Origin of the sequence: Gordonia caeni, assembly GCF_039537105.1 — a bacterium.
Classification (GTDB): Bacteria; Actinomycetota; Actinomycetes; order Mycobacteriales; family Mycobacteriaceae; genus Gordonia; species Gordonia caeni.
In genome coordinates, this window is record NZ_BAAAZW010000005.1 from 364,117 (window position 1) to 389,651 (window position 25,535).

Annotated in this window: 24 protein-coding genes and 1 pseudogene; 23 read left to right on the forward strand and 2 right to left on the reverse strand. The window is 71.2% G+C overall.

Annotation, left to right across the window (positions count from 1 at the left end; all coding sequences use genetic code 11):
- Positions 1–22: 22 nt before the first annotated feature.
- Both ABD732_RS10740 and aroB read left to right on the forward strand, forming a co-directional pair.
- Positions 23–463 (forward strand): annotated as a pseudogene (locus tag ABD732_RS10740) (shikimate kinase); the annotation flags it as partial.
- Between the two features lie 81 nt (positions 464–544).
- Positions 545–1,651 (forward strand): 3-dehydroquinate synthase, encoded by a 1,107-nt coding sequence (gene aroB, locus ABD732_RS10745; protein ID WP_344783519.1) that lies wholly within the window; start codon positions 545–547, stop codon positions 1,649–1,651.
- Between the two features lie 103 nt (positions 1,652–1,754).
- On the opposite strand, the gene ABD732_RS10750 is transcribed toward aroB, so the two are convergent.
- Positions 1,755–2,279 carry a B-4DMT family transporter gene (locus ABD732_RS10750; RefSeq protein ID WP_344783440.1) on the reverse strand — a complete coding sequence of 175 codons (525 nt, stop codon included), beginning with the start codon at positions 2,277–2,279 and terminating at the stop codon, positions 1,755–1,757.
- A gap of 42 nt (positions 2,280–2,321) precedes the next feature.
- Between ABD732_RS10750 and ABD732_RS10755 the strand changes: the two genes are divergently transcribed.
- Genes ABD732_RS10755 through pyrF form a run of 10 tightly spaced genes read left to right on the forward strand, consistent with a single transcriptional unit; the run spans position 2,322 to position 13,502 of the window.
- Complete coding sequence (locus ABD732_RS10755; RefSeq protein WP_344783442.1) at positions 2,322–3,464, forward strand: M24 family metallopeptidase; 1,143 nt, start codon at positions 2,322–2,324, stop codon at positions 3,462–3,464.
- Positions 3,465–3,520: 56 nt separating this feature from the next.
- Positions 3,521–4,084 carry an elongation factor P gene (gene efp / locus ABD732_RS10760; protein ID WP_344783444.1) on the forward strand — a complete coding sequence of 188 codons (564 nt, stop codon included), beginning with the start codon at positions 3,521–3,523 and terminating at the stop codon, positions 4,082–4,084.
- Positions 4,071–4,538 (forward strand): transcription antitermination factor NusB, encoded by a 468-nt coding sequence (gene nusB / locus ABD732_RS10765; protein WP_344783446.1) that lies wholly within the window; start codon positions 4,071–4,073, stop codon positions 4,536–4,538. Before efp ends, nusB begins: the two co-directional genes overlap by 14 nt.
- 58 nt (positions 4,539–4,596) lie before the next feature.
- Positions 4,597–5,205, forward strand: coding sequence for a bifunctional pyr operon transcriptional regulator/uracil phosphoribosyltransferase PyrR (gene pyrR / locus ABD732_RS10770; protein ID WP_344783448.1), 609 nt, complete (start codon positions 4,597–4,599; stop codon positions 5,203–5,205).
- Entirely contained in the window at positions 5,202–6,191 is a 990-nt protein-coding gene (locus tag ABD732_RS10775; protein WP_344783450.1) for an aspartate carbamoyltransferase catalytic subunit, read from the forward strand. Before pyrR ends, ABD732_RS10775 begins: the two co-directional genes overlap by 4 nt.
- On the forward strand, positions 6,191–7,477 hold the full coding sequence (locus tag ABD732_RS10780; protein WP_344783452.1) for a dihydroorotase: 1,287 nt from the start codon (positions 6,191–6,193) through the stop codon (positions 7,475–7,477). Before ABD732_RS10775 ends, ABD732_RS10780 begins: the two co-directional genes overlap by 1 nt.
- Positions 7,474–8,049: a PH-like domain-containing protein gene (locus tag ABD732_RS10785; RefSeq protein WP_344783454.1), complete on the forward strand. Its 576-nt coding sequence runs from the start codon at positions 7,474–7,476 to the stop codon at positions 8,047–8,049. Before ABD732_RS10780 ends, ABD732_RS10785 begins: the two co-directional genes overlap by 4 nt.
- The gene (carA, locus tag ABD732_RS10790; RefSeq protein WP_344783456.1) at positions 8,046–9,266 is read left to right on the forward strand and encodes a glutamine-hydrolyzing carbamoyl-phosphate synthase small subunit; all 1,221 of its coding nucleotides are present in this window, start codon (positions 8,046–8,048) and stop codon (positions 9,264–9,266) included. The genes ABD732_RS10785 and carA overlap by 4 nt, the downstream gene beginning before the upstream one ends.
- On the forward strand, positions 9,266–12,616 hold the full coding sequence (gene carB / locus ABD732_RS10795; protein WP_344783458.1) for a carbamoyl-phosphate synthase large subunit: 3,351 nt from the start codon (positions 9,266–9,268) through the stop codon (positions 12,614–12,616). Before carA ends, carB begins: the two co-directional genes overlap by 1 nt.
- A 28-nt stretch (positions 12,617–12,644) precedes the next feature.
- Positions 12,645–13,502, forward strand: a complete 858-nt coding sequence (gene pyrF / locus ABD732_RS10800; RefSeq protein WP_344783460.1) for an orotidine-5'-phosphate decarboxylase — start codon at positions 12,645–12,647, stop codon at positions 13,500–13,502.
- Between the two features lie 27 nt (positions 13,503–13,529).
- On the opposite strand, the gene ABD732_RS10805 is transcribed toward pyrF, so the two are convergent.
- Positions 13,530–14,606, reverse strand: a complete 1,077-nt coding sequence (locus ABD732_RS10805; RefSeq protein WP_425553025.1) for an alpha/beta hydrolase — start codon at positions 14,604–14,606, stop codon at positions 13,530–13,532.
- Positions 14,607–14,822: 216 nt separating this feature from the next.
- On the opposite strand from ABD732_RS10805, the gene mihF reads away from it, so the two are divergent.
- From mihF to ribD, 11 genes are all read left to right on the forward strand, one after another.
- Positions 14,823–15,137, forward strand: a complete 315-nt coding sequence (gene mihF / locus ABD732_RS10810) for an integration host factor, actinobacterial type (RefSeq protein ID WP_344783462.1) — start codon at positions 14,823–14,825, stop codon at positions 15,135–15,137.
- A 32-nt stretch (positions 15,138–15,169) separates the two neighbouring features.
- Positions 15,170–15,730, forward strand: a complete 561-nt coding sequence (gmk, locus tag ABD732_RS10815; RefSeq protein ID WP_344783464.1) for a guanylate kinase — start codon at positions 15,170–15,172, stop codon at positions 15,728–15,730.
- 65 nt (positions 15,731–15,795) lie between these two features.
- Complete coding sequence (gene rpoZ / locus ABD732_RS10820) at positions 15,796–16,092, forward strand: DNA-directed RNA polymerase subunit omega (protein ID WP_344783466.1); 297 nt, start codon at positions 15,796–15,798, stop codon at positions 16,090–16,092.
- Between the two features lie 35 nt (positions 16,093–16,127).
- The gene (gene coaBC, locus ABD732_RS10825; protein WP_344783468.1) at positions 16,128–17,423 is read left to right on the forward strand and encodes a bifunctional phosphopantothenoylcysteine decarboxylase/phosphopantothenate--cysteine ligase CoaBC; all 1,296 of its coding nucleotides are present in this window, start codon (positions 16,128–16,130) and stop codon (positions 17,421–17,423) included.
- A complete protein-coding gene (metK, locus tag ABD732_RS10830) occupies positions 17,420–18,637 on the forward strand; it encodes a methionine adenosyltransferase (RefSeq protein WP_344783471.1) in 1,218 nt (405 codons plus the stop codon). The genes coaBC and metK overlap by 4 nt, the downstream gene beginning before the upstream one ends.
- A 114-nt stretch (positions 18,638–18,751) precedes the next feature.
- Entirely contained in the window at positions 18,752–20,692 is a 1,941-nt protein-coding gene (locus ABD732_RS10835; protein ID WP_344783524.1) for a primosomal protein N', read from the forward strand.
- Position 20,693: 1 nt separating this feature from the next.
- Positions 20,694–21,650, forward strand: a complete 957-nt coding sequence (gene fmt / locus ABD732_RS10840; RefSeq protein WP_344783473.1) for a methionyl-tRNA formyltransferase — start codon at positions 20,694–20,696, stop codon at positions 21,648–21,650.
- Positions 21,647–23,038 (forward strand): RsmB/NOP family class I SAM-dependent RNA methyltransferase, encoded by a 1,392-nt coding sequence (locus tag ABD732_RS10845; RefSeq protein ID WP_344783475.1) that lies wholly within the window; start codon positions 21,647–21,649, stop codon positions 23,036–23,038. Before fmt ends, ABD732_RS10845 begins: the two co-directional genes overlap by 4 nt.
- Entirely contained in the window at positions 23,035–23,586 is a 552-nt protein-coding gene (locus ABD732_RS10850; RefSeq protein ID WP_344783477.1) for a hypothetical protein, read from the forward strand. Before ABD732_RS10845 ends, ABD732_RS10850 begins: the two co-directional genes overlap by 4 nt.
- Positions 23,587–23,620: 34 nt before the next feature.
- Complete coding sequence (rpe, locus tag ABD732_RS10855; protein WP_344783479.1) at positions 23,621–24,322, forward strand: ribulose-phosphate 3-epimerase; 702 nt, start codon at positions 23,621–23,623, stop codon at positions 24,320–24,322.
- 47 nt (positions 24,323–24,369) lie between these two features.
- Positions 24,370–25,356 (forward strand): bifunctional diaminohydroxyphosphoribosylaminopyrimidine deaminase/5-amino-6-(5-phosphoribosylamino)uracil reductase RibD, encoded by a 987-nt coding sequence (gene ribD / locus ABD732_RS10860; RefSeq protein WP_344783526.1) that lies wholly within the window; start codon positions 24,370–24,372, stop codon positions 25,354–25,356.
- The last annotated feature ends 179 nt before the right edge of the window (positions 25,357–25,535 follow it).

Consider the following 25,535-nt stretch of genomic DNA (forward strand, 5'->3'; position numbering starts at 1 on the left):
TCGCGCGGTGCTGACCGGGTTCATGGGATCCGGGAAGTCGACCGTCGGCCGCGCCCTCGCCGCCGCGCTGGACGTGGACTACCTGGACACCGATGCGGAGATCGAACGGCGGGCCGGCCGCACCATCGCCGAGATCTTCGCCGCCGACGGTGAACCGGCTTTCCGTGACCTCGAGCGCGCCACCGTCCTGGACGTGCTCGCCACCGCCGACGGCGTCGTGTCGCTCGGCGGCGGATCGGTGACGATCCCCGAGGTGGCCGCGGCACTCGCCGGACACCACGTCGTCTATCTGCACATCGGCGCCGACGAGGGGTTCGCCCGCGTCGCGCATTCCAGCCGGCCCCTGTTGAAGCATCCCACCCCGGCCGCCCGCTACGCCGAACTGCTGGCCGGCCGCCTCGACGCCTATCAAGCGGTCGCGACGCACCGCGTGGATGCGACCCGGCGCGTGTCCGACCTCGTCGACACGGTGCTGGGCGCCCTGCCGGCCCCCCCGAACCGAACAGACCCCGATCAGCCCGCCCCGAATCAGGAGGATCCTGCCGTGACCGAACCGGTGAAGGTGGCCGTCCGCGCGGCCCATCCCTACGACGTGATCATCGGCCGCGGCCTGCTGACCGACCTCGCCGAGGCGGCGGCCGGAGCCGACCGCGTCGCCATCGTCTACCAGCCGTCTCTCAAGCAGACTGCCGAGCAGATCCGGGAGTTCCTGGCCGAGCGCGGTCTGGAAGCGCACCGGCTCGAGATCCCCGACGCCGAGGACGGCAAGGATCTGCAGGTGGCCGCCTACTGCTGGGAGATCTTCGGCCGCATCGGCCTCAAGCGCAACGACAAGGTGATCAGCCTGGGCGGCGGCGCGGCCACCGACCTCGCCGGTTTCGTCGCCGCCACCTGGATGCGCGGTATCGGCATCATCCACGTGCCGACCACCCTGCTGGCGATGGTGGACGCCGCCGTCGGCGGCAAGACCGGCATCAACACCGACGCGGGCAAGAACCTGGTGGGGTCGTTCCACGAGCCGGACGCGGTCCTGATCGACCTGGGCACTCTGGAGACCGTCCCGCGCAATGAGATCATCGCCGGGCTGGCCGAGGTGATCAAGACCGGTTTCATCGCCGACCCGGTGATCCTGGACCTGATCGAAGCCGACCCGGAGGGGGCCGTCGACCCGGCCGGAGACCTGCTGCCCGAACTGATCCGCCGGTCGGTGCAGGTGAAGGCCGACGTGGTCTCGGCGGACCTGAAGGAATCGTCGTTGCGGGAGATCCTCAACTACGGCCACACGCTCGGGCATGCGGTCGAACGCCGTGAACGGTACAAGTGGCGCCACGGTGCCGCCGTCTCGGTCGGGATGGTGTTCGCCGCGGAACTGGCCCGCCTCGCCGGGCGTCTCGACGACGAGACCGCCGATCGCCACCGCCGTCTCCTGGAACTGGTCGGCCTACCGACCAGCTACGACCCGGACGCCCTCGGCGACCTGCTGAAGACGATGGCAGGGGACAAGAAGAACCGTTCGGGCATGCTGCGGTTCGTGGTGCTCGACGGTCTGGCCCGACCCGGCCGTCTCGAGGCGCCGGACCCGGCCCTCATCGCCGCGGCTTACTCGGCGGTGGCCGGCGAGCGCGGCACCGGCGGCGTCCTCCTGGGCTGACCCCGTTCTTCCGGGGAGGACCAGAGCACACTGATCAGCCCGGGGTCGCCGGGCTGATCAGTGATGGTGGGAGTGTGGCCCGCACACCGGGCCAGATGGACCGTCAGGCCTTGATCTCGGCGGTCTGGACCTCGGTGGTCCGGGCGTCCGCTGCGGGCTGGGTGTGCAGTTCGTGGTGCGACCAGTCGTCGTCCACGCCCTTGTTCTGCTCGCGACGGATCAGCCAACGTCCGATGCTGACCCCGAAGAAGGCCGGCACGTAGATGATCAGGGTGATGAACGAGGTGCCCGCGATCATCTCGATCCAGAAGTCCGCCTGCCCGATGCCGTCGAGCCAGAAGGTGCCCAGCAGCCAGCAGACGAAGCACGAGATCGCGCCGGCCAGCACGCCGGCCTTCAGCCAGCGCATGGTCAGATCGGCGTAGTCGTCGGGGTCCGGGTTGGCCCGGGCGTCCCGGATGCCGTCGAGACCGCCCCAGACGACGGCGATCAGGACGACGGCCGCGATGGCGATCGTGCGGTAGATCGTCGACTGGACGGGCCATGCGATCACGGCGAAGCCGAGGAGGACACGCGCCGCGATCTGGACGATCGACATGACGATGCCGCGCAGAAGCCAGGATTCCATGGGGACAACATACCGGGGTGAGAGGTGTACAACAATCTCAACATGCCTGTGAACCCTGATGCCCCCGCTCATTCCGACGTTCGCGCCGACTACGCGGGCCGCCGCGCCGCACTGGCCGGAGGTCTGCCCGCGCACGGCGCCGACGCGATCGTGGTCAGTGATCTGATCAACGTCCGCTATCTGACCGGATTCACCGGCAGCAACGCCGCGGCGCTGGTGTGGACGGGCGACCGGCCCCACCGGATCGCCACCGACGGCCGGTACACCGCCCAGGTGGCCGCACAGGCCCCCGACCTCGATGCCGTCCTCGCCCGGGACACCGTCGCCGCACTGCTCGCGACCGTGGCGGACGAGTGGACGGGGGAGGCGCCGGTGCGGCTGGCCTTCGAATCCGATGCGGTGACCGTCGCCCAATTCACCGAGCTGTGCGCGGCGCCGTCCGCCGCCGAGGTGGAACTGGTGCCGGTGCGCGGCGCGGTACAGGACCTGCGGGAGGTGAAGGACGACGGCGAGATCGCCCTGATCGAGCAGGCCTGCCGCATCGGCGACCAAGCGCTGGCCGCGCTGCTCGACCGCGGGGCCGTGGCCCCCGGTCGCACCGAACGCGAGGTGGCGCGGGAACTGGAGTGGGAGATGTACGCGCGCGGCGCGGAGGCGATCGCATTCGAGACCATCGTCGCGGCCGGTGCCGGTTCGGCGATCCCGCATCACCGTCCGACCGGAGCCGTCCTGGCGCACGGCGACCTGGTGAAGATCGATTTCGGGGCGGTGGTCGGCGGTTACCACTCGGACATGACGCGAACCTTCGTTCTCGGCGAAGCCGAGCCCTGGCAGCGCGAGATCTACTCGATCGTGCAGGAGGCTCAGGAAGCGGGACGGGCGGCGCTGCACCCGGGTGCCCCGCTCGCCGCGATCGACGCGGCGGCCCGCGAAGTGATCACGGCAGCCGGCTACGGCGAGCAGTACGTCCACGGCCTCGGACACGGCGTGGGACTGCAGATCCACGAAGCGCCCGGAATCGGCAGTGCCGCGAGCGCTACACTACGTGACGGCGCGACTGTCACCGTCGAGCCGGGGATCTACCTTCCCGGTCGCGGTGGGGTCCGGATCGAAGACACCCTCGCGGTGTCCGCCTCGGGCCCGCGGTCGCTGACGAGCGCCCCCCGGGCGCTGCAGATCCTGTAGGAGCGGGATCGTTCGACGGGCTGCACGGTCCGACAGACTTCACAAGGAGAACTCGCATGGCGACCACCGCCGACTTCAAGAACGGCCTCGTCCTCAAGATCGACAACCAGCTCTGGCAGATCCTGGAGTTCCAGCACGTCAAGCCGGGCAAGGGGCCCGCCTTCGTGCGCACCAAGATCAAGAACGTGCTCACCGGCAAGGGCGTCGACAAGACCTTCAACGCCGGCGTCAAGGTGGAGACCGCCACCGTCGACCGCCGCGACATGACGTACCTGTACAACGACGGCACCGACTACGTCTTCATGGACGGCGAGACCTACGACCAGGTCGCGATCACCCCGGAGACCATCGGCGACGGCCACCGTTTCCTGCTGGAGAACATGAGCGTGCAGGTCGCCACGCACGAGGACGTGCCGCTGTACGTGGAACTGCCGGTCACCGTCGAACTGGAGGTGACCCAGACCGATCCCGGCCTGCAGGGTGACCGCTCCACCGGCGGCACCAAGCCGGCCACCCTGGAGACCGGCGCCGAGGTGCAGGTCCCGCTGTTCATCAACACCGGCGACAAGCTCAAGATCGATTCGCGCGACGGGAACTACCTCGGCCGTGTCAACAACTGATCGCAGCGGGGAGCCCCGCGGACGTCACCGCCAGCGCCGCCGCGCGGTGGACCTCCTTTTCGAGGCCGAGGCCAAGGGTGTGCCGGCCACCGAGCTGATCGCCCAGCGCCGCGAGGTCTTCGACACCGACGACAGCGTCGGCGAGATGACCGGTTATGCGGTGCAGGCCGTCGAAGGAGTCGTGGCCGACTCCGACCAGATCGACGCGATCATCACCGCGCGGCTGGAGAACTGGGAGTTCGACCGGCTGCCGGCCGTCGACCGGGCGATTCTGCGCCTCGGCACCTGGGAGTTGCTGTACGCGCCCGACGTGGACGTCAAGGTGGTGCTGGACGAGGCGGTGAAGCTGGCGACGGCGTTGTCCACCGACGACTCGCCGGCCTTCGTCAACGGGGTGCTCGACCGCATCGCGGTCCTGGCCCCCCAGGTGCGCGCCGCGACCTCCGGGGAGTAGAGTCCAGTCCGGCAATTCCTTTAACGATCCGTCCGGTGAGGCGGAGAAGGAGGTCGGTTTGACTACGCCTGTCCACGGGTCCCCGGACCGCGATACCGCTGCAGCGCAGCGGCGCACCCGGACCCTGCTGGATGCGTCCGACGTCGGCCGCACCGTGGCGCGCATGGCGCACCAGGTGATCGAGAAGACGGCCCTGGACGCCGAGCATTCCACCCCCGTGGTGATCATCGGAATCCCGACCCGCGGCACCACCCTCGCCCGCCGCCTCGCGGCCAAGATCGAAGAGTTCAGCGGCGTCGCCGTGCCCACCGGGTACCTCGACATCACGCTGTACCGCGACGATCTGCGCGACAAGCCGCACCGCCCGCTCGAACGCACCCTGGTGCCGCCGGGCGGCGTGGACGGCGCGCTGGTGATCCTGGTCGACGACGTGCTGTTCTCCGGCCGCACGGTCCGCGCCGCGCTGGACGCGCTGCGCGACCTCGGCCGCCCGGCCTCGGTGCAGCTGGCCGTGCTGGTCGACCGCGGCCACCGCGAGCTGCCGCTGCGCGCGGACTACGTGGGCAAGAACATCCCCACCTCCCGCGACGAAGACGTCGACGTCCATCTCGCCGAGCACGACCGCATCGACGAGGTGGTCCTCCGGACGGCGGCGACCGACCGATGAAACATCTGCTGTCGGCCGCCGACCTGAGCCGCGACGACGCCGTCGAACTGCTCGACGAAGCCGCCCGCTTCGAACAGGCCCTGGCCGGACGGGAAGTCCGCAAGCTGCCCACCCTGCGCGGGCGCACCGTGATGACCGTCTTCTACGAGAACTCCACCCGCACCCGCGTCTCCTTCGAGGTCGCCGGCAAATGGATGAGCGCGGACGTGATCAACGTCAGTGCCGCCAGCTCCTCGGTCAACAAGGGGGAGTCGCTGCGCGACACCGCCAAGACGCTCTACGCCGCCGGCGCCGACGCGCTGATCGTGCGGCATCCCGCCTCCGGATCGGCAGCCCAGATCGCCGCGTGGACCGGTGACGGCGAGGGCGGCGGCCCGTCGGTGATCAACGCCGGCGACGGCACCCACGAGCATCCGACCCAGGCGCTGCTGGACGCCTACTCGCTGCGCCAGAAGTTCGGTGAACTCGACGGCCGCAAGATCGCCGTGGTCGGCGACGTGCTGCACTCGCGCGTGGCCCGCTCCAACGCGCACCTGCTGTCCACGCTCGGCGCCGAGGTGGTGCTGGTGGCGCCGCCGACTCTGCTGCCCACCGGGGTGCAGACCTGGCCGGTCCGGGTCACCAGCGACCTGGACGCCGAACTGCCCGGCGCCGACGCGGTGATGATGTTGCGCGTGCAGGCCGAACGCATGAACGGCGGCTTCTTCCCGAGCGCCCGCGAGTACTCGGTGCGCTACGGCCTCAACGACAACCGGCTGGCCCTGCTGCCCGAGCACGCCGCGCTGCTGCACCCGGGCCCCATGCTGCGTGGCATGGAGATCGGCTTCGACGTCGCCGACGCCCCGCAGTCGCTCGTCCTGGAGCAGGTCCGGGCCGGGGTGCACGTGCGCATGGCGGTGCTGTTCCGCCTGCTGGCCAGCGACTCCGCCGACAACGACCCCGCCGGGGCGACCCCGGCCCAGCACCAGTCAGGAGGGGCCCAGTAGTGGCGGCCACCGGTTCGGTCCTCATCACCAACGTCCGGCCCTACGGCGAGGGCGAGCCCCTCGACGTGGCGGCCACCGACGGCGTCATCACCGCGATCGGCCCCGGGCTGATCGCACCCGACGGAGCCACCGTGATCGACGGGAAGGGCGGCGTCCTGCTGCCCGGCCTGGTCGACCTGCACACCCACGTGCGCGAACCCGGGCGGGAGGACACCGAGACCATCGCGACCGGCTCGGCGGCCGCCGCCCGCGGCGGCTACACCGCGATCTTCGCGATGGCCAACACCAGCCCGGTGGCCGACAACGCCTCGATCACCGATCTGGTGTGGCGCATCGGCCAGGAGGTCGGCCTGGTGGACGTGCACCCGGTCGGTGCGGTCACCGTCGGTCTGCGCGGCGAACAACTGGCCGAGATGGGCATGATGGCCGACGGCGCCGCCAAGGTGAAGCTGTTCAGCGACGACGGCAAGTGCGTGCACGACCCGATGGTGATGAAGCGCGCCCTGGAGTACAGCTCGGGCCTGGGCGTGCTGATCTCCCAGCACAGCGAGGATCCGCGACTGACCGCCGGGGCCGTCGCCCACGACGGTCCCACCGCGGCCCGGCTCGGTCTGGCCGGCTGGCCACGCGCCGCCGAGGAGTCCATCGTCGCCCGGGACGCCCTGCTGGCCCGCGACGCCGGGGCACGCATCCACGTGGCGCACGCCTCCACCGAGGGCACCGTCGAACTGCTTCGCTGGGCGCGGGCCCAGGGCATCGACGTCACCGCCGAGGTGACCCCGCATCACCTGCTGCTCGACGATTCGCGGCTGGAGACCTACGACGGCGTGAACCGCGTCAACCCGCCGCTGCGCGAGGAGCGCGACAAGGTCGCGCTGCGCGCGGCGCTGGCCGAGGGCGTGATCGACTGTGTCGCCACCGATCACGCCCCGCACGCCTCCCAGGAGAAGTGCTGCGAGTTCTCCCAGGCCAAACCCGGCATGCTCGGTCTGGAGACCGCGCTCTCGGTGGTGGTGGAGACCATGGTCCGCCCCGGTCTGCTGGACTGGCGCGGGGTGGCCCGGGTGATGAGCGAGCGGCCCGCACAGATCGTCGGCCTCGACGACCAGGGCCGCCCGATCGAGGTCGGGGAACCAGCCAACCTGACCGTGGTCGATCCGGACGCGGAGTGGGTGGTGGACCCCGCCGCACTGGCGAGCAAGTCCCGGAACACGCCGTACGAGGCGATGTCGCTGCCCGCCACAGTGCTCGCGACCGTCCTGCGGGGCACGGTGACGGCCGGATGAGCCCCTGGATGTACGACGTCATTCTGGTGGTGGCGGTGCTGCTGCTCTGGCTGGGCCTGGTGCTGCTGGCCCTGCGCGGCTGGCGCCGCCGCGGCCGCTCGCAGGCCGAGAGCATCGGCGACCTGCCGGCGGTGCCCGCCGATCCGGGTGCGCCGCTGCGCGGTCCGGCCACGGGAATCTACGTGGGCAGCACCCTGGCCCCGGCCTGGGCCACCCGCGTCGCCGTCGGCGACTTCGGCGACCGGGCCGCCGTGGAGTATTCGCAGCACGACGCGGGCATCCTGCTGGCGCGCCACGGCGCCTCGGACATCTGGATCCCGAACGAGACCGTCACGGCGGTGCGCACCGAGAACCGGCTCGCCGGCAAGGTGATGACCCGCGACGGACTCCTGGTGATCCGCTGGCGACTGCCGTCGGGCACCGAAGTCGATTCGGGGATCCGCGGCGACGACAAGTCGGTGTACCCCGAATGGACGCAGGCCTACGCCGAGGTCACCGACCGCACGCGCGCAGAACTTGATGAGGCCGCTCGCGACGCCGGCGCCGAGAAGACGAAGAGGAAGAAGTCATGAGTAAAGCGGTACTGGTGCTGGAGAACGGCACGGTGCACACGGGCCGCAGCTACGGCGCGGAGGGGACCACGCTGGGCGAGGCCGTCTTCTGCACGGCGATGACCGGCTACCAGGAGATGCTCACCGACCCGAGCTATCACCGGCAGATCCTGATCTCCACCGCCCCGCAGATCGGCAACACCGGCTGGAACACCGAGGACGGCGAGAGCCTGCTGGGCAAGCGCTCGCAGGTGCGCTGGTCGGCCGAGTTCATCGACCACAACGATCCGGGCAAGATCTGGGTCGCCGGCTACGCCGTGCGCAACCCGACCCGTCGCGTCTCCAACTGGCGCGCCACGTCGAACCTGGAAGACGAGCTCACGGCGCAGGGGATCGTCGGCATCTCCGGCCTGGACACCCGCGCAGTGGTGCGCGAACTCCGCGAGGCCGGCGCCATGCGCGCCGGGATCTTCTCCGGGCCCGCGATCACCGATACGGCCGACATGCTGGCCCAGGTGCGCGCGCAGGCTCCGATGGCCGGTGCCGAACTGGCCCGGGAGGTCAGCACCGAAGAGACCTACGTGGTCGAGGCCGCGGGCGAACCGCGGTTCCGCGTCGCCGCCCTCGATCTCGGGATCAAGGCCAACACGCCCCGCATGCTCGCCGCCCGTGGCGTGGAGGTGCACATCCTGCCCGCCGACGCGAGTTTCGACGACGTGATGGCGGTCGGCCCGGACGGCTTCTTCCTGTCCAACGGACCGGGCGACCCGGCCACCGCCGACCGCGCCGTCGACCTGACCCGCGAGGTGCTGTCGGCCGGGCTGCCCACCTTCGGCATCTGCTTCGGCAACCAGATCCTGGGCCGCGCCTTCGGCCGCAAGACCTACAAGCTCAAGTTCGGTCACCGCGGTATCAACATCCCGGTGGTCGACGTGATCACCGGCGAGGTGGCCATCACCTCGCAGAACCACGGGTTCGCCCTCGAGGGTGAAGCCGGCGACGAGTTCGACACCGACTTCGGCCGCGCGCGGGTGAGCCATGTCTGCGCCAACGACGGGGTGGTTGAGGGCGTGGCACTGCTCGACGGCAGCGCCTTCTCCGTGCAGTACCACCCCGAGGCCGCGTCCGGCCCGCACGACGCCGCCGACCTGTTCGACAAGTTCGTGGCCGCGATGGCCGCACGCACCCCCGGGCAGCCCAGCGCCACCGGGAGCCAGCCGGAAGGGACCGATTCCTGATGCCACGCCGTACCGACCTCTCTCACGTCCTGGTCATCGGCTCGGGCCCGATCGTCATCGGCCAGGCCTGCGAATTCGACTACTCGGGCACCCAGGCCTGCCGGGTGCTGCAGGCCGAGGGCCTGCGCGTCTCGCTGATCAACTCCAATCCGGCCACGATCATGACCGACCCGGAGTTCGCCGACGCCACCTACATCGAGCCGATCACCCCCGAGTTCGTCGAGAAGGTGATCGAGACCGAGCGCGACGCAGGCCACCCGATCGACGCGGTCCTGGCCACCCTCGGCGGGCAGACCGCCCTCAACACGGCGGTGGCCCTGCACGAGCAGGGCATCCTCGCCAAGCACGGCATCGAACTGATCGGCGCCGACATCGACGCCATCCAGCGCGGCGAGGACCGGCAGATGTTCAAGGACATCGTCGCCGAGATCGGCGGCGAGAGCGCCCGCTCGCGGGTCTGTCACACCATGGAAGAGGTGCACGACACGGTCGCCGAGCTGGGCTACCCGGTCGTGGTCCGGCCGTCGTTCACCATGGGCGGCCTGGGCTCGGGCATGGCCTTCGACGAGGACGACCTGAACCGCATCGCCGGCGGCGGCCTGTCCGCGTCGCCCACCGCGAACGTCCTGATCGAGGAGTCCATCCTCGGCTGGAAGGAGTTCGAGCTCGAACTCATGCGGGACAACCGCGACAACGTGATCGTGATCTGTTCGATCGAGAACGTCGACCCGGTCGGCGTGCACACCGGCGACTCCATCACCGTCGCCCCGGCGATGACGCTCACCGACCGCGAATACCAGCAGATGCGTGATCAGTCGATCGCGATCATCCGCGAGGTCGGAGTGGACACCGGCGGCTGCAACATCCAGTTCGCCCAGGATCCGCGCGACGGCCGGCTGGTGGTGATCGAGATGAACCCGCGCGTCTCGCGCTCCTCGGCGCTGGCCTCCAAGGCCACCGGCTATCCGATCGCGAAGATGGCCGCCAAGCTGGCCATCGGCTACTCGCTGGACGAGATCACCAACGACATCACCAAGGCCACCCCGGCCGCCTTCGAGCCGTCGATCGACTACGTCGTGGTGAAGGCCCCGCGGTTCGCCTTCGAGAAGTTCCCGGGCGCCGACGACACCCTCACCACCACCATGAAGTCGGTGGGTGAGGCGATGAGCCTGGGCCGCAGCTTCGCCGAGGCCTTCGGCAAGGTGATGCGTTCCCTGGAGACCAAAGCCGCCGGCTTCTGGACCGAGCCGGACCGGCCCGACCCGGCCACGCTGGATCTGCCGGCGCTGCTCGACGACATCCGGGTGGCCCGGGACGGCCGCATGTACAAGATCGCGCAGGCCTTCGAGGCCGGCGCCTCCGTCGAGCAGATCTTCGAGGCCACCGCGATCGACCCGTGGTTCCTGGCCGAGCTGGAGTACATCTGCCAGGTGGGCGCGCAGGCGCGCGAGGCCGACGCCCTCGACGAGGACCTGCTCCGGCTGGCCAAGTCCACGGGACTGTCCGATCGGCAGCTCGCGGCGCTGCGCACGGCCGCCGGCGACGCCGCGCTCGGCGACGAAGCCGCGGTCCGCGACCTGCGGCACCGTCTGGGAGTCCGCCCGGTGTACAAGACGGTGGACACCTGCGCCGCCGAATTCGAGGCCCGCACGCCGTACCACTACTCGTCGTACGAGCTCGATTCGGCCGCCACCTCGGAGATCGCGCCGCAACCGGACCATCCGAAGGTCATCATCCTGGGCTCGGGACCCAACCGGATCGGGCAGGGCATCGAGTTCGACTACTCGTGCGTGCACGCCGCGCTCACCCTGAGTCAGGCCGGCTACGAGACCGTGATGGTCAACTGCAATCCGGAGACCGTCTCCACCGACTACGACACCGCCGACCGCCTCTACTTCGAGCCGCTGACGCTCGAGGACGTGCTCGAGGTGATCCACGCGGAGAACGAATCGGGCACAGTCGCCGGGGTGATCGTGCAGCTCGGCGGCCAGACCCCGTTGGGCCTGGCGGCGCAGCTGGAGGCCGCCGGGGTGCCCATCGTCGGGACCGGGCCCAGCGCCATCGACCTGGCCGAGGACCGCGGCGAGTTCGGCAAGGTGCTCGTCGAGGCCGACCTGCCGGCGCCGAAGTTCGGCACCGCCACCACCTTCGACCAGGCGCGCGACATCGCCGCCGACATCGGGTACCCGGTGCTGGTCCGGCCGTCGTACGTGCTCGGCGGGCGCGGCATGGAGATCGTCTACGACGAGGCCGGCCTCGCCGACTACATCTCGCGCGCCACCGAGATCTCGCACGACCGGCCGGTGCTGGTCGACCGCTTCCTCGAGGACGCGGTGGAGATCGACGTCGACGCCCTGTACGACGGCACCGAGCTGTACATCGGCGGCGTGATGGAGCACATCGAGGAGGCCGGGATCCACTCGGGCGACTCGGCGTGCGCGCTGCCGCCGATCACGCTGGGAGCTGAGGAACTGGAGGCGGTCCGCCGGTCCACCGAGGCGCTGGCCAAGGGGATCGGGGTGCGCGGCCTGCTGAACGTGCAGTACGCGCTCAAGGACGGCGTGCTGTACGTGCTGGAGGCCAACCCACGGGCCAGCCGCACCGCCCCGTTCGTGTCCAAGGCGACCGCGGTGCCGCTGGCCAAGGCCTGTGCGCGCCTGATGATGGGCATGTCCATCGCCGAGCTCCGCGGCCAGGGCGTGCTGCCGGCGTCCGGCGACGGCAGTGTGATCCCGGTGAACTCGCCGGTTGCCGTCAAGGAGGCCGTGCTGCCGTTCAACCGCTTCCGCACCCCGGACGGTGCGGCCGTGGACACCCTGCTGAGTCCGGAGATGAAGTCGACCGGTGAGGTGATGGGCTTCGACCGCGACTTCGGCCGGGCCTTCGCCAAGGCACAGGCCGCCGCGTCCGGCGCGTTGCCCACCAGCGGCACCGTCTTCGTCTCGGTGTCCAACCGCGACAAGGCCTCCATCGCCTTCCCGGCCAAACGGCTGGCGGACCTCGGGTTCACCATCCTGGCCACCAAGGGCACCGCAGACGTGCTGCGCCGCAACGGCATCGAGGTGACCGAGGTGCGCAAGCACTTCGAAGCCGCCGACGGCGAGGAGTCGGTGGTCGACATGATCCGCGACGGACGGGTCGATCTGATCATCAACACCCCCGCGGGCAGCTCCGGTCCGCGCGCCGACGGCTACGAGATCCGTTCGGCGGCCATCACCGCCGGGATCCCGTGCGTCACCACGGTGCCCGGCGCCGGGGCCGCCGTGCAGGGGATCGAGGCCGCCCTGGGCGCCACGATGGGGGTGGAATCGCTGCAGCGCCGCCACGCGACCCTGCGCGGCGACAAATGAGGACACGCGAGCGAGTGAGGACCCGCCGATGACCGACCGGAACACCCCGGCCACCGGCGGCGACGGCTTCGCCGGCCGCTATCGTGCCGCGGTGGCCGAGCGCGGGCGGCTGTGCGCCGGAATCGACCCGCACCCGTCCCTGCTCGAACAGTGGGGGCTACCGGTCTCGGTGGACGGTCTGCGCAGCTTCGCGCAGTCCTGCGTCGCCGGTCTGGGCCCCACCGCCGCGGTGATCAAGCCACAGGTGGCGTTCTTCGAGGCCTTCGGTTCCGCCGGCTTCGCGGTGCTCGAGGAGACGATCGCGGGCTGTCGCGCCGCGGGCGCCCTGGTGCTGGCCGACGCCAAACGGGGCGACATCGGCTCCACGATGGCCGCCTACGCCGCGGCCTGGCTGGAGCCGGCGGCGCCACTGTGCTCCGACGCGGTGACCGTCTCGCCGTACCTGGGTTTCGGGGCGCTCGATCCCGCGGTCACCCTCGCCCGCACCACCGGCCGGGGAGTGTTCGTGCTGGCCCGCACCTCCAACCCGGACGGGACCGAACTGCAGACCGCGCAGGTCGCCCGCACGCGGACCGTGGCCCAGAGCGTGGTGGACGCGGCCGCGGCGGTGAACGCCGACGGCTCCGGGACCGCCGGAGTGGTCGTGGGCGCCACCCGCGAGCACGGCCTGGACCTGAGCGCACTGGCCGGTCCGATCCTGTCGCCGGGCCTGGGCGCGCAGGGGGCGAGCGCCGCCGACGTGGCCGCCGTCTTCGCCGACACCGCCGACCCGGCCTGGCTGCTGCCTGCCGCCTCGCGCGCCATCCTCGCCGCCGGGCCCGGTGCCGCAGATCTGGCCGCCGCCGCCTCGACGGTCCGCGATCAGATCGAGGCCGCGCTGAGCTGACGGCCAGTCGTCGGGTCCGCTGGTCGCCTACAGGCGTTCGGCGTCGAGCCGGTCGCGGAACGCGGCGATGGCCGGCCACGTGGACCGTTCCGCCACCGCACCGCTGAGCAGGCCGAGGTGGCTGGTCTCGACGGTGTGGAACTCCACGTGCGCCGACGAGGTGAACAGATTCTGCCCGTGCTGCACCGCCGCGTGCGTGGCGATCGCGTCCCGGTGGGAGCCCACCATGAAGATCGGCGCCGTGATGGAGGTCAGGTCGACGGTGTGGTTCTCGAACTCCAGCGTGCCGCGACGGAGCTCGTCGCGAACGATGAAGTTGACCAGCATCTGTTCGGCCACCTTGCCCGGATAGCCCGGCAGCGACCGCTGGAAGCGGTCGATCACCTGCATCCGGGCCAGCGCCTCCGGATCGTCCAGGTTGGACAGGATGTACCACGGCTTCTTGATCTCACGTTGCCAGGCGAAGCCGCGGTAGACCGTGCGCACGATGGGGGCGGGGATCCCGGCCAGGGCCCGCAGGGCATAGGTCGCGGGCCTGCCGTCGGTCGGTCCCAGTACCCGGTGCACCAGCGGGTAGGGCGGCAGTTTCATGTAGTTCAGGGGAGTGCCGACGGTGATCACCGAGCGGATCGGCAGCTGCTTGTCGTTGGCCGCGGTCATCAGCGACACGGTGCCGCCGAGGCTCCACGCCATCAGATCCACCGCATCGCTGCGGCCGCGGAAGTCCTCGACCACCTCCCGGATCGCCCGTGGCACAAAGGAATCGAAGTAGTCCTCGAATCCCAGATGACGGTCGGCGCGGCCCACCTCACCGAAGTCGACCACGTAGGGCACGGTGCCCGTGGACAGCAGGAACTCGACCACCGAGTTGCGCGGGGCGGCGCCGGGAGCCAGGTCGTAGCAGCGGGCGGTCACCGCGAGCGGCGGCACCAGCAGCACCGGGACCGCCCCGGTCTCCCGGGCCAGGTCCAGCTGGTCGGGGGACCCGTAACGCACCAGGCGGGCATGGGGTCGATCGGACACCACGACCGACTCGGTGGCGGCGTGCGGAGCGATGTCGTCGCGCAGGACGCGCGCGAGAGTGGCCAGGTCAGACTGCAGCATGGACCAGGAGGCTACCCGGCCGAAGCCTCGGCCGACGCGCCCGGGGCGGTGTTCGCCGTAACGGCTCGCAGCGGGTACCGTCCTTCCTGGTCATGACGAGAATCGTTACGATCGTCGTGAAGCGCCGGGTCCGCCGGACCCGGTCGTGGACGACCACCCGCCGCTGTTATAGCGTCGGTGGGCAAACCGAACCGACCAACGAAAGACGGAGGAACCGTGGCTCTTCCCCAGTTGACAGATGAGCAGCGCGCAGCCGCACTGCAGAAGGCGGCCGAGGCTCGTCGTGTCCGTGCCGAGCTGAAGGAACGTCTCAAGCGCGGCGGCACCGACCTCAAGCAGGTCCTCGCCGATGCCGAGAACAACGAGATCCTGGGCAAGATGAAGGTCTCCGCCCTGCTCGAGGCTCTGCCCAAGGTGGGCAAGGTCAAGGCGCAGGAGATCATGACCGAGCTCGAGATCGCTCCGACCCGCCGTCTGCGTGGCCTGGGCGACCGCCAGCGCAAGGCCCTGCTGGAAAAGTTCAGCTCCTGAGCGTGACCGCTGAGCAATCCTCACAGGATCCCGTGCCGAGGGGCCGACTGGTTGTACTGGTCGGCCCCTCGGCTGTCGGGAAGTCGACTGTCGTCGCCCGGATCCGGGAACTCCTGCCGGAGGTCCGGTTCTCCGTCTCGGCCACCACCCGCGATCCGCGGCCCGGCGAGGTGGCCGGCCGGGACTACCACTTCGTCACCCGCGCCGAGTTCGACGCGATGATCGAGCGCGGCGAACTGCTCGAATGGGCCGACATCCACAACGGACTGCAGCGCTCGGGCACCCCCGCCGGACCCGTCCAGGCGGCCCTGGCCGCCGGCGAGCCCGTGCTGGTGGAGGTGGACCTGACCGGGTCGCGCCTGGTGCGCGAGGCGCTGCCGGAGGCGATCACCGTCTTCCTGGCGCCCCCGAGCTGGCCCGAACTGGAGCGCCGGCTGATCGGCCGCGGCACCGAGAGCACCGAGGTGATCGACCGCAGACTGGCCACGGCCCGCATCGAAATGGCTGCGCAAGACGAGTTCCAACACGTCGTCGTGAACGACGATGTCGACGCTGCCGCTCGGCGGTTGGTAAGCTTGCTCATCGGCCCTTGACGGCCGCCTGTACTTGCGCCCCGGTCGGGGCGAAGCGACAACGAACTTTCGTAGGAGACATACGCGTGAGCACCGAAACCGAGGTCGACATCGATCTCGTCGAAGAGACCGTCTACGACACCCCGCTGGGCATCACCGACCCGCCCATCGACGAGCTGCTCGACCGCGCCTCCTCGAAGTACGCCCTGGTGATCTACGCGGCCAAGCGCGCCCGCCAGATCAACGACTACTACAACCAGCTCGCCGAGGGCCTGATGGAGTACGTGGGTCCCCTGGTGGAGCCCGGCGTGCACGAGAAGCCCCTGTCGATCGCCCTGCGCGAGATCCACTCGGACCTGCTCGAGCACACCGAAGGCGAATAGGCCCGCGGTGACAGCACCCGCCCACCGCGCCCACCGTGTCTGAGACCGATTCGGCACGCCGGCACATCATCGTCGGCGTCGGCGGCGGCATCGCCGCCTATAAGGTCTGCTCGGTCATCCGGCACTTCACCGAGGCCGGCCACGACGTCCGGGTGATCCCGACACGGTCCGCGCTCAAGTTCGTCGGCGCCGCCACGTTCGAGGCGCTCTCGGGCAACCCGGTCACCACCGAGGTGTTCGACGACGTCGACGAGGTGGCCCACGTGGCCCTCGGACGCCAGGCCGATCTGGTGGTGATCGCACCGGCGACCGCCGATCTGATGGCCCGCGCCGCCGCCGGCCGCGCCGACGATCTCCTGACCGCCTCGCTCCTGACCGCCCGCTGTCCGGTGCTGTTCGTGCCGGCCATGCACACGGAGATGTGGGAGCACCCGGCCACGGTCGCGAACGTCGCCACGCTACGCGCCCACGGCTCCACCGTGCTCACTCCCGCCTCCGGGCGTCTCACCGGTGCCGACACCGGTGCCGGCCGCCTGCCCGAGTCGACCGAGATCGGCCTGCTGGGGGATCTGCTCCTGGCCCGCGCCGATGCGCTCCCGCAAGATCTGACCGGCGTCGACGTCCTGATCAGCGCCGGCGGCACCCGCGAGGCGCTCGACCCGGTGCGTTACCTCGGCAACCACAGCTCGGGGAAGCAGGGCTATGCCCTCGCCCGTGTCGCCGCGCAGCGCGGCGCCCGCGTCACCCTGGTCTCCGGCGCCGTCAGCGATCCCGGCGACCCCGCCGCCGTCGACGTGGTGCACATCGACTCGGCCGACGAACTCAGCCGGGAGATGCACGCGCGCGCCCCGCAGGCCGACGTGGTCATCATGGCCGCGGCCGTCGCCGACTTCCGCCCGGTGGATGTGGCCGGCGCCAAGATCAAGAAGGGGGAACAGGGGCCGGCACCGATCGAACTGACCACCAACCCCGACATCCTGGCCTCCCTGGTGACCGCCCGCAGCGAGGGCACCATTCCCGCCACGACGGCCATCGTGGGCTTCGCCGCCGAGACCGGGGACGCCGAAGGCGGCGTCCTCGATCACGGGCGCGCCAAGCTGCGCCGCAAGGGCTGCGATCTGCTGGTGGTGAACGCGGTCGGCGACGGGCGCGCCTTCGGCACCACCGACAACACCGGCTGGGTGCTGGCCGCCGACGGCGCCGAAACCGGATTGCCTTACGGTTCAAAGACATTGATGGCGAGCAGAATCCTTGACGAAGTCGTCTCGCTCGTGCCTGATAGGAAAGGCCGTACGGCCGACCACGACCAAGAATCCGAGAGGAACCGATGACCGCGTCAGCGTCCCGCCTGTTCACCAGCGAGTCCGTCACCGAAGGACATCCGGACAAGATCTGCGATGCCATCAGTGATTCGATCCTGGATGCGCTGCTGGAACAGGACCCGAACGCGAAGGTGGCCGTCGAGACGCTCGTCACCACCGGGCAGGTGCACGTCGCCGGCGAGGTGAACACCACCGCCTACGCCGACATCCCGAACATCGTCCGGGAGAAGATCCTCGAGATCGGTTACGACTCGTCCACCAAGGGCTTCGACGGCGCCTCCTGCGGCGTCAACGTCGCGATCGGCGCGCAGTCCCCGGAGATCGCGCAGGGCCTGACCGACTCGCACGAGAAGCAGACCGGCACCCACGCCGACGACCTCGACCTGCAGGGTGCCGGCGACCAGGGCCTGATGTTCGGGTACGCGACCGACGAGACCCCGGAGCTGATGCCGCTGCCGATCGCGCTGGCGCACCGGATCTCCCGCCGCCTCACCGAGGTCCGCAAGTCCGGCCGGCTGCCGTACCTGCGTCCGGACGGCAAGACACAGGTCACCATCGAGTACGCCGACGACGTGCCGGTGCGCCTGGACACCGTCGTGGTGTCCACGCAGCACGCCGCCGACATCGACATCGAGGGCATGCTGACCCCGGACATCGCCAAGCACGTCCTGGCGCCGGTGTTCGAGGACCTGGACCTGCCCACCGCTCTGGACACCTCCAGCCCGCGCCTGCTGGTGAACCCGACCGGCAGCTTCGTCCTCGGTGGTCCGATGGGCGACGCCGGTCTCACCGGCCGGAAGATCATCGTCGACACCTACGGCGGCATGTCCCGCCACGGCGGCGGCGCCTTCTCCGGCAAGGATCCGTCGAAGGTCGACCGCAGCGCCGCCTACGCCATGCGCTGGGTGGCCAAGAACGCGGTCGCCGCCGGCCTGGCCAAGCGCATCGAGGTGCAGGTGGCCTACGCCATCGGCAAGGCCGCACCCGTCGGACTGTTCGTGGAGACCTTCGGTACCGAGAAGGTGGACGTCGGCACCATCCAGAAGGCCATCTCCGAGGTCTTCGACCTCCGCCCGGCCGCGATCGTGCGCGACCTGGATCTGCTGCGCCCCATCTACGCACCGACCGCCGCGTACGGTCACTTCGGCCGCACCGACGTCGACCTGCCCTGGGAGCAGACCGACCGGGTGGCCGAGCTGCGTGCGGCCGCCGGTCTGGCCTGACCCGCCGGCGCTGGACTCGCCGGGGTGAGCGACCCGGAGCCGGGCACCACGTCGGCCGCCGATAAGCACCGGCGGCTGCCGGCCCCGCAGCTCCCGGTCGCGCGGGTGCTGCCGATGCTCGGGCTGACGCACCTGGACCGCCCGTTCGACTATCTGGTCGACCAGGCGATGGACGCCGACGCGCAGCCCGGGACCCGGGTGCGCGTCCGGTTCGCCGGGCGCCTGGTGGACGGCTTCATCCTCGAGCGCCTCGAGCGCAGCGATCACGGCGGCAAATTGGCCTGGCTCAACCGGGTGGTGTCGGCCGAACAGGTGCTCACCCCGGAACTGGCGAGCCTCGCCCGGGCGGTGGCCGACCGCTACGCGGGAACCATGCCCGACGTCCTGCGGCTGGCGTTGCCGCCGCGTCACGCCCGCGTCGAGAAGGCCGCGCCGGCCGGTGAACCGGAGGCTCCGGTCGCCGAACCCGACCTGACCGGCTGGCACGCCTACGACGGCGGCGAGGCCTTCCTGGAGGCGCTGGTCTCGGATCTGCACCCCCGCGTGTCGTGGCAGGCCAGACCCGGTGAAGACTGGCCCGCCCGGGTGGCCGAACTGGCCGCGGCGGTGGCGGTCCGGGGCCGCGGCGCCGTGGTGGTGGTGCCCGATCAGCGGGACCTCGACCGCGTGGCCGAGGCCTGCGAGCCGCTGCTGGGCGACTGGTGCGTCACGCTGGCCGCCGGGCTGGGACCGACGGCCCGCTACCGGCGGTGGCTGCAGGCGCTGCGCGGGCAGGCGCGGGTGGTCATCGGCACCCGCAGCGCGGTCTTCGCCCCGGTGCACGATCTGGCGCTGACCGTCGTCGTCGACGACGGTGATCCGAGCCTCGACGAGCCCCGCGCCCCGTACCCGCATCCCCGGGAAGTGGCGGTCCTGCGTGCGCACCAGACCGGTTCGGCGCTGGTGATCGGCGGTTTCGCCCGGACCGCCGAGGCACAGGCTCTGGTCGAATCCGGCTGGGCCCGCGATCTGGTGGCACCCCGGCGCACCGTCCGCGCGGACATGCCGCGGGTCGACGGCATCTCCGAGGAGGACCGCCGGATCGCCGGGGATCCGCTCGCCCGGTCGGCCCGGATACCGGCCATCGCCTTCGACGCGGCGCGACGCGCCCTGGCCGACGACCGTCCGGTGTTGTTCAGCGTGCCGCGGCGCGGCTACCTGCCGTCGGTGGCGTGCGCCCGGTGCCGAGAGCACGCCCGCTGCCGCGCCTGTCACGGGCCGCTGCAGATGAACGAGCGCGGCGATCTCGCCTGCCGCTGGTGCGGCCGCCCGGAGAACCGGTTCGTCTGCGCCGCCTGCGGCGGCACCGCGGTGCGCGCGCTGATGATCGGGGACAAGCGCACCGCCGAGGAGTTGGGGCGTGCGTTCACCGGTGTGCCGGTGGTCACCTCGGGTGGGGACAAGATCGTCGACCGGCTGCCCGCCGGGGCGCGCGTGGTGGTGGCGACGCCGGGCGCGCAGCCGCAGGTCGAGGGCGGCTACGGCGCCGCCGTCCTGCTCGACACCTGGGCGCAGCTGGATCGTCAGGATCTGCGGGCCGGGGAGGAGGCCGTGCGCACGTGGATGGCTGTGGCCACTCTGGTCCGCCCGCATGCCGACGGCGGTCGCGTGGTGGTCGTCGCCGATGCGACTCTGGCCCCGGTGCAGGCGCTGATCCGCTGGGACCCGGTGGGTTTCGCCGCCCTCGAACTCGGTCTGCGGCGCGAACTCGGCTTCCCGCCGGCGGTCACGATGGCTTCGGTGGACGGTCCGCCGGCCGCCGTAGCGGCCTTCCTCGGCATGGTCGGCGACGACGCGGATGCGCAGCGGCTGGGCCCGGTGCCGCTGCCGCCCGGGGTGCGCGTGCCCGCCGGGCTGGACCCGGCCGACGGCATCGAACGGGTCCTGCTGCGCACCGATCGCAGCCACGGACGCGATCTGGCCGCCGCCCTCCGCGCGGCCCAGGTGCTGCGCCACGCCCGCCACGAAGACACCGCGGGTATCCGGGTGCAGGTGGACCCGCCTACGATCGGTTGACATGAGAGTGGTGTTCGCGGGGACCCCGCAACCGGCGGTCCCGACGCTGCAGGAACTGATCGATTCCGACGACCATCAGGTGGTCGGGGTGATCACCCGCCCGGACACCACCGCCGGCCGCGGCCGCTCGGTGGTGCGCTCGCCGATCGGGACGCTCGCCGACCGGCACGCGATCGACGTGATCACCCCCTCCCGGATGTCTGATCCTCAGGTCGCCGAAGCCCTCGACCGCTGGAATCCCGAGATCGGGATGGTGGTGGCCTACGGCGGGCTGATTCCGCAGGCGGTGCTCACCGCGCTCCCGTTCGGCTGGGTCAACCTGCATTTCTCGCTGCTCCCGGCGTGGCGCGGGGCCGCACCCGTCCAGGCGGCCCTCGCCGCCGGCGACGAGGTGACCGGCGCCAGCGTCTTCGCTCTCGAGGAGGGCCTGGACACCGGCCCCGTCTTCGGCACCTTCACCGAACCGATCGCTCCCACCGACACCGCCGGCGAACTGCTCGACCGGCTGGCCGACGCGGGCGCGGTCTTCGCGCGCACCGTGCTCGACGGCATCGCCGCCGACGAGCTGTCACCGGTGGCGCAGGAAACCGACGGGGTGTCGTACGCGCCGAAGATCACCGTCGCCGACGCCCGGATCCGGTGGGATCTGCCTTCGCACCTGATCGACCGCGCCATCCGCGCCCACACGCCCGCCCCGGGCGCCTGGACGCAATTGGACGAGGCCCGCATCAAGGTCGGACCGGTCTCGCTCGCCGACGACGCCGAGCTGCTCAACGGCACCGTCGCACCGGCGGACCTTCCGGTCGGCCGGATCTGCGCCGGAAAGAAGGCCGTGTACGTCGGCACCGCCTCGGGTGCGGTGCAACTCGGCTGGGTGCAGCCGCCGGGGAAGAAGGCTCTGCCGGCCGCGGACTGGGCACGCGGCGCCCGCCTCACCGGGGCGGAGGAACTCGCATGAGCGGCCCCGACAAGAAGCTGCGCAGCAAAGACCTCGATCCGTCGCGGATGGTCGCGCGGGACGTGCTGCGCGCCGTCCGCGAACGCGATACCTACGCGAACCTGTTGCTGCCCAGGCTCCTTCGCGAGCGGGGTATCACGGGCCGGGATGCGGCCCTGGCCACCGAACTGACCTACGGCACCGCCCGGACCATGGGCGTCCTCGACCAGATCATCGCCGCGGCGGCGGGCCGGCCGGTGACCGACATCGACGGTGACCTGCTCGACGTGCTGCGGCTGGGCGCCTACCAGCTGCTGCGGACCCGCATCGGTTCGCACGCCGCCGTGTCCACCTCGGTCGACCTGGTGCGCAGCGAGAAGGGGATGGGCCCGTCCGGCTTCGTGAACGCGGTGCTGCGGAAGATCTCCCAGCGCAGCGAACCGTACTGGATCGATGACCTGGCGCCACCGATCAGCGACGACCTGATCGGGAACCTCGCTTTCACCTACGCGCACCCGCGCTGGATCGCCGGGGTCTTCTACGACGCCCTCGGCGGCTCGGCGGGGGAGCTGCAGGCGGCCCTGGCCGCCGACGACGAGCGCCCCATCGTGCATCTGGTGGCCCGCCCCGGTCAGATCACCGCCGAGGAGCTCGCCCTGATCAGCGGGGGAGAACCGGGGAGGTACTCGCCGTACTGCGTCTATCTGGCCGACGGCGATCCGGGCAAGCTCGACGCCGTCCGCGAAGGTTTCGCCGGGGTGCAGGACGAGGGCAGCCAGCTGGTGGCCCTGGCCCTGGAGCGGGCCGAGCCGCTCGGCCCCGACACCGGCCGATGGCTGGACCTGTGCGCGGGCCCCGGCGGCAAGGCGGCGCTGCTGGGGTCGCTGGCCGACCTGCGCGGCGCGCACCTGGATGCGGTGGAGATCTCCGATCACCGCGCCCAGCTCATCGAGAAGGTGGTCGATTCGCTGCCGGTGGACGTGCACGTGGCCGACGGTCTCGACAGCGGGCTCGAGCCGGGCTTCGATCGCGTGCTGGTCGACGCGCCGTGTTCGGGCCTCGGTTCGCTGCGCCGGCGGCCCGAAGCCCGCTGGCGGCGGACCCCGGACGAGGTTCCGGGCCTGGTCGACCTGCAGACCCGGCTGCTCACCGAGGCGCTGCGGCTCACCCGGCCCGGAGGTGTCGTCGTCTATTCGACGTGCTCGCCCCATCCGGCCGAGACCACCGGGGTGGTCGACGCCGTCCTGGCGGCCGTGCCCGGGGTGTCTCAGCTCGACGCGCGGCCGCTGGTGGCCGGCGACATGGTGGCACCGGCCACCCTCGGTGCCGGCCCGCACGTGCAGCTGTGGCCGCACCGGCAGGGCACCGACGCGATGTTCCTGGCCGCACTGCGCAGGGACGCCGAGTGAGCGATTTCGTCCAGTTCTACTTCTCGCTCGACGACGCCGGCGCCGCCGCCGAAGAGCAGCTGACCGACGCCGTGCGGCTGGTCCTGAGCGCCGACCCGGAGGACGACCCGGTCGTGCCGGGGGCGCGGCCGGTCGACGAGGCCGTCCTGGTGGAGATCCTGGCGATCGCCCACCAGGCCGCCGGGGACGGCTTCTCCCTGCCGCTGGAGGAACGCGGCAGCGTCTCGGTGGATCTCGGACCGGGAGCCACCGTCAGCGCCTTCTCCGACAGCGCGCCGCCGGAATGTCCCCGCTGTCACGAACTGCTTGACCACTGGGAGCCCGAACCCTGGTGGGAGAGCGGGGAGGAACCGGTCGAGGAGTGCCCGTCGTGCGGTTTCACCGCACCGGTCGGGGACTGGGAGATCCGGAACACCCCGTACGCCCGGACCGACTGCGGCCTGGTCTTGATCGAGTGGCCGCCCCTGGAGGAGTACGGCCCGCAGCTGCACGACGCCCTGCTGGCGACCGTCGGTAGCCGGCCGCGGTACGTCTCCGGCACGCTCTGACGGCGCGACCACCGGCGGCCGTAGACTCACACGCATGTGTCAACGCCCCGCGCCCATGATCGCGCCCTCGATCCTGTCCGCCGATTTCGCGAACCTCGCCTCGGAGATCGCCGCCGTCGGCCCGTCCCCGGTGGACCCCGGTGTGGACTGGGTCCACGTCGACGTGATGGACGCCCACTTCGTGCCGAACCTGACCCTGGGCCTGCCGGTGGTGGAGTCGCTGCTGAAGGCCACCGAGATTCCGCTGGACTGCCACCTGATGATCGAGGATCCGGGCCGCTGGGCACCCGGCTACGCCGAGGCGGGCGCCTACAACGTGTCCTTCCACGCCGAGGCCACTGATGATCCAGTGTCGGTGGCGCGGGACATCCGTGCCGCCGGCGGCAAGGCCGGACTGGCCATCAAGCCGGGCACCGCGCTGGCCCCGTATCTGGAGATCCTGCCCGAATTCGACACCCTCCTCGTGATGAGTGTGGAGCCGGGCTTCGGCGGCCAGAAGTTCATGCCCGAGGTGCTCGGCAAGGTGCGGGAGTTGCGCAAGGTGATCGACGCCGAGCAGCTCACCCTGCTCGTCGAGATCGACGGCGGCATCCATACCGGCACCATCGAGGAGGCGGCCGAGGCGGGCGTGGACTGCTTCGTCGCCGGCTCGGCCGTCTACGGCGGCGACGATCCGGCGGGCCGCGTCGCCGAGTTGCGGCGCCTGGCCGCCGAAGCCTCCGCCGCGGGCGTCTGAGCGCGGTCGTGACGCCTCCCGCGGTGCCCGAGGCCGTCGACCGAGCGATGCTGCTCGCCATCGAGACGTCCGGCGCCGCCCAAGGAGCCAGTACCCCCAATCCGCCGGTCGGCGCGGTGATCCTGGATGCGGACGGCGCGCTGGCCGGCGTCGGCCACACCCAGCCGGTCGGCGGGCCGCACGCCGAGGTGATGGCGCTGCGACAGGCGGGCCAGTCCGCCCGCGGCGGCACCGCCGTGGTCACTCTGGAACCGTGCAACCACACCGGCCGCACCGGCCCGTGCGCCCAGGCTCTGCTCGACGCCGGGATAGCGGCCGTCTACTACGCAGTGCCCGACCCGAACCCGCAGGCGGCGGGGGGAGCGGCGGCCCTGTCGTCCGCCGGGGTGACCACTGTCGGCGGTGTCCGGGAAGCCGAGGTCCGGCGCGGCCCGCTCGGTCCCTGGCTGTTCCGGCAGCGCGAGGGCCGGCCGATGGTGACCGCGAAGATCGCCGCCACCCTGGACGGGCGCGTCGCCGCCCCGGACCGCACCAGTCAGTGGATCACCGGGCCGCAGGCGCGCGAGCACGCCCATGCCCAGCGCGCCCGGCTCGACGCGATCGTGATCGGTACCGGCACGGCACTGGCCGACGATCCCGCCCTGACCGCCCGGCGCCCCGACGGCAGTCTGTACGAGCATCAGCCGACCCGGGTGGTCCTCGGTACCCGGGGCCTGCCGCCGCAGGCACGGTTGCGCGACGGCACGGCACCGCTGGTTCAGGTCCGCTCGCACGATCCGCACCAGGTCCTCGAGGCGCTGCCCGACGCGCAGTGGGTGCTGGTGGAGGGTGGTCCCGGGATCATCGGTGCCTTCCTGGCGGCCGGTCTGGTCGATCAAGTGCAGGCCTACCTGGCCCCGACGATTCTCGGCGACGGCCACCCCGCGGTGCTCGACCGCTCGGTCACCACCCTCGCGCAGGCCCACCGCCTCCACCGTGAATCGGTCACCGAACTCGGCGACGACCTCCTCATCACCCTCACCGCGGCCCGTTAGCCGATCGAGCGCTGTCCGCCGGTCGAGCGCCGGTTCGCCGATCGAGCCCGGTTCGCCGATCGAGCGCAGTCGAGATCATCCCGGCCGAACGAAGAGACCCGCTGGGGGAGCCACCGAGGGTGAATCGGGCTGTTTCGATTTCGTTCTGACGGGGCGCGCTGATGGGGCCGCTGTGGCGG

Bases quoted from the DNA above. Each gene is read 5' to 3' on its own strand.
- ABD732_RS10755 (WP_344783442.1), top strand. From the start codon at position 2,322: ATGCCTGTGAACCCTGATGCCCCCGCTCATTCCGACGTTCGCGCCGAC.
- ABD732_RS10835 (WP_344783524.1), top strand. From the start codon at position 18,752: ATGCTCGGGCTGACGCACCTGGACCGCCCGTTCGACTATCTGGTCGAC.
- fmt (WP_344783473.1), top strand. From the start codon at position 20,694: ATGAGAGTGGTGTTCGCGGGGACCCCGCAACCGGCGGTCCCGACGCTG.
- ABD732_RS10805 (WP_425553025.1), bottom strand. From the start codon at position 14,606: ATGCTGCAGTCTGACCTGGCCACTCTCGCGCGCGTCCTGCGCGACGAC.
- metK (WP_344783471.1), top strand. From the start codon at position 17,420: ATGACCGCGTCAGCGTCCCGCCTGTTCACCAGCGAGTCCGTCACCGAA.
- rpe (WP_344783479.1), top strand. From the start codon at position 23,621: ATGTGTCAACGCCCCGCGCCCATGATCGCGCCCTCGATCCTGTCCGCC.
- ABD732_RS10775 (WP_344783450.1), top strand. From the start codon at position 5,202: ATGAAACATCTGCTGTCGGCCGCCGACCTGAGCCGCGACGACGCCGTC.
- ABD732_RS10845 (WP_344783475.1), top strand. From the start codon at position 21,647: ATGAGCGGCCCCGACAAGAAGCTGCGCAGCAAAGACCTCGATCCGTCG.
- carA (WP_344783456.1), top strand. From the start codon at position 8,046: ATGAGTAAAGCGGTACTGGTGCTGGAGAACGGCACGGTGCACACGGGC.
- ABD732_RS10750 (WP_344783440.1), bottom strand. From the start codon at position 2,279: ATGGAATCCTGGCTTCTGCGCGGCATCGTCATGTCGATCGTCCAGATC.
- efp (WP_344783444.1), top strand. From the start codon at position 3,521: ATGGCGACCACCGCCGACTTCAAGAACGGCCTCGTCCTCAAGATCGAC.
- carB (WP_344783458.1), top strand. From the start codon at position 9,266: ATGCCACGCCGTACCGACCTCTCTCACGTCCTGGTCATCGGCTCGGGC.
- ABD732_RS10785 (WP_344783454.1), top strand. From the start codon at position 7,474: ATGAGCCCCTGGATGTACGACGTCATTCTGGTGGTGGCGGTGCTGCTG.
- ribD (WP_344783526.1), top strand. From the start codon at position 24,370: ATGCTGCTCGCCATCGAGACGTCCGGCGCCGCCCAAGGAGCCAGTACC.
- pyrF (WP_344783460.1), top strand. From the start codon at position 12,645: ATGACCGACCGGAACACCCCGGCCACCGGCGGCGACGGCTTCGCCGGC.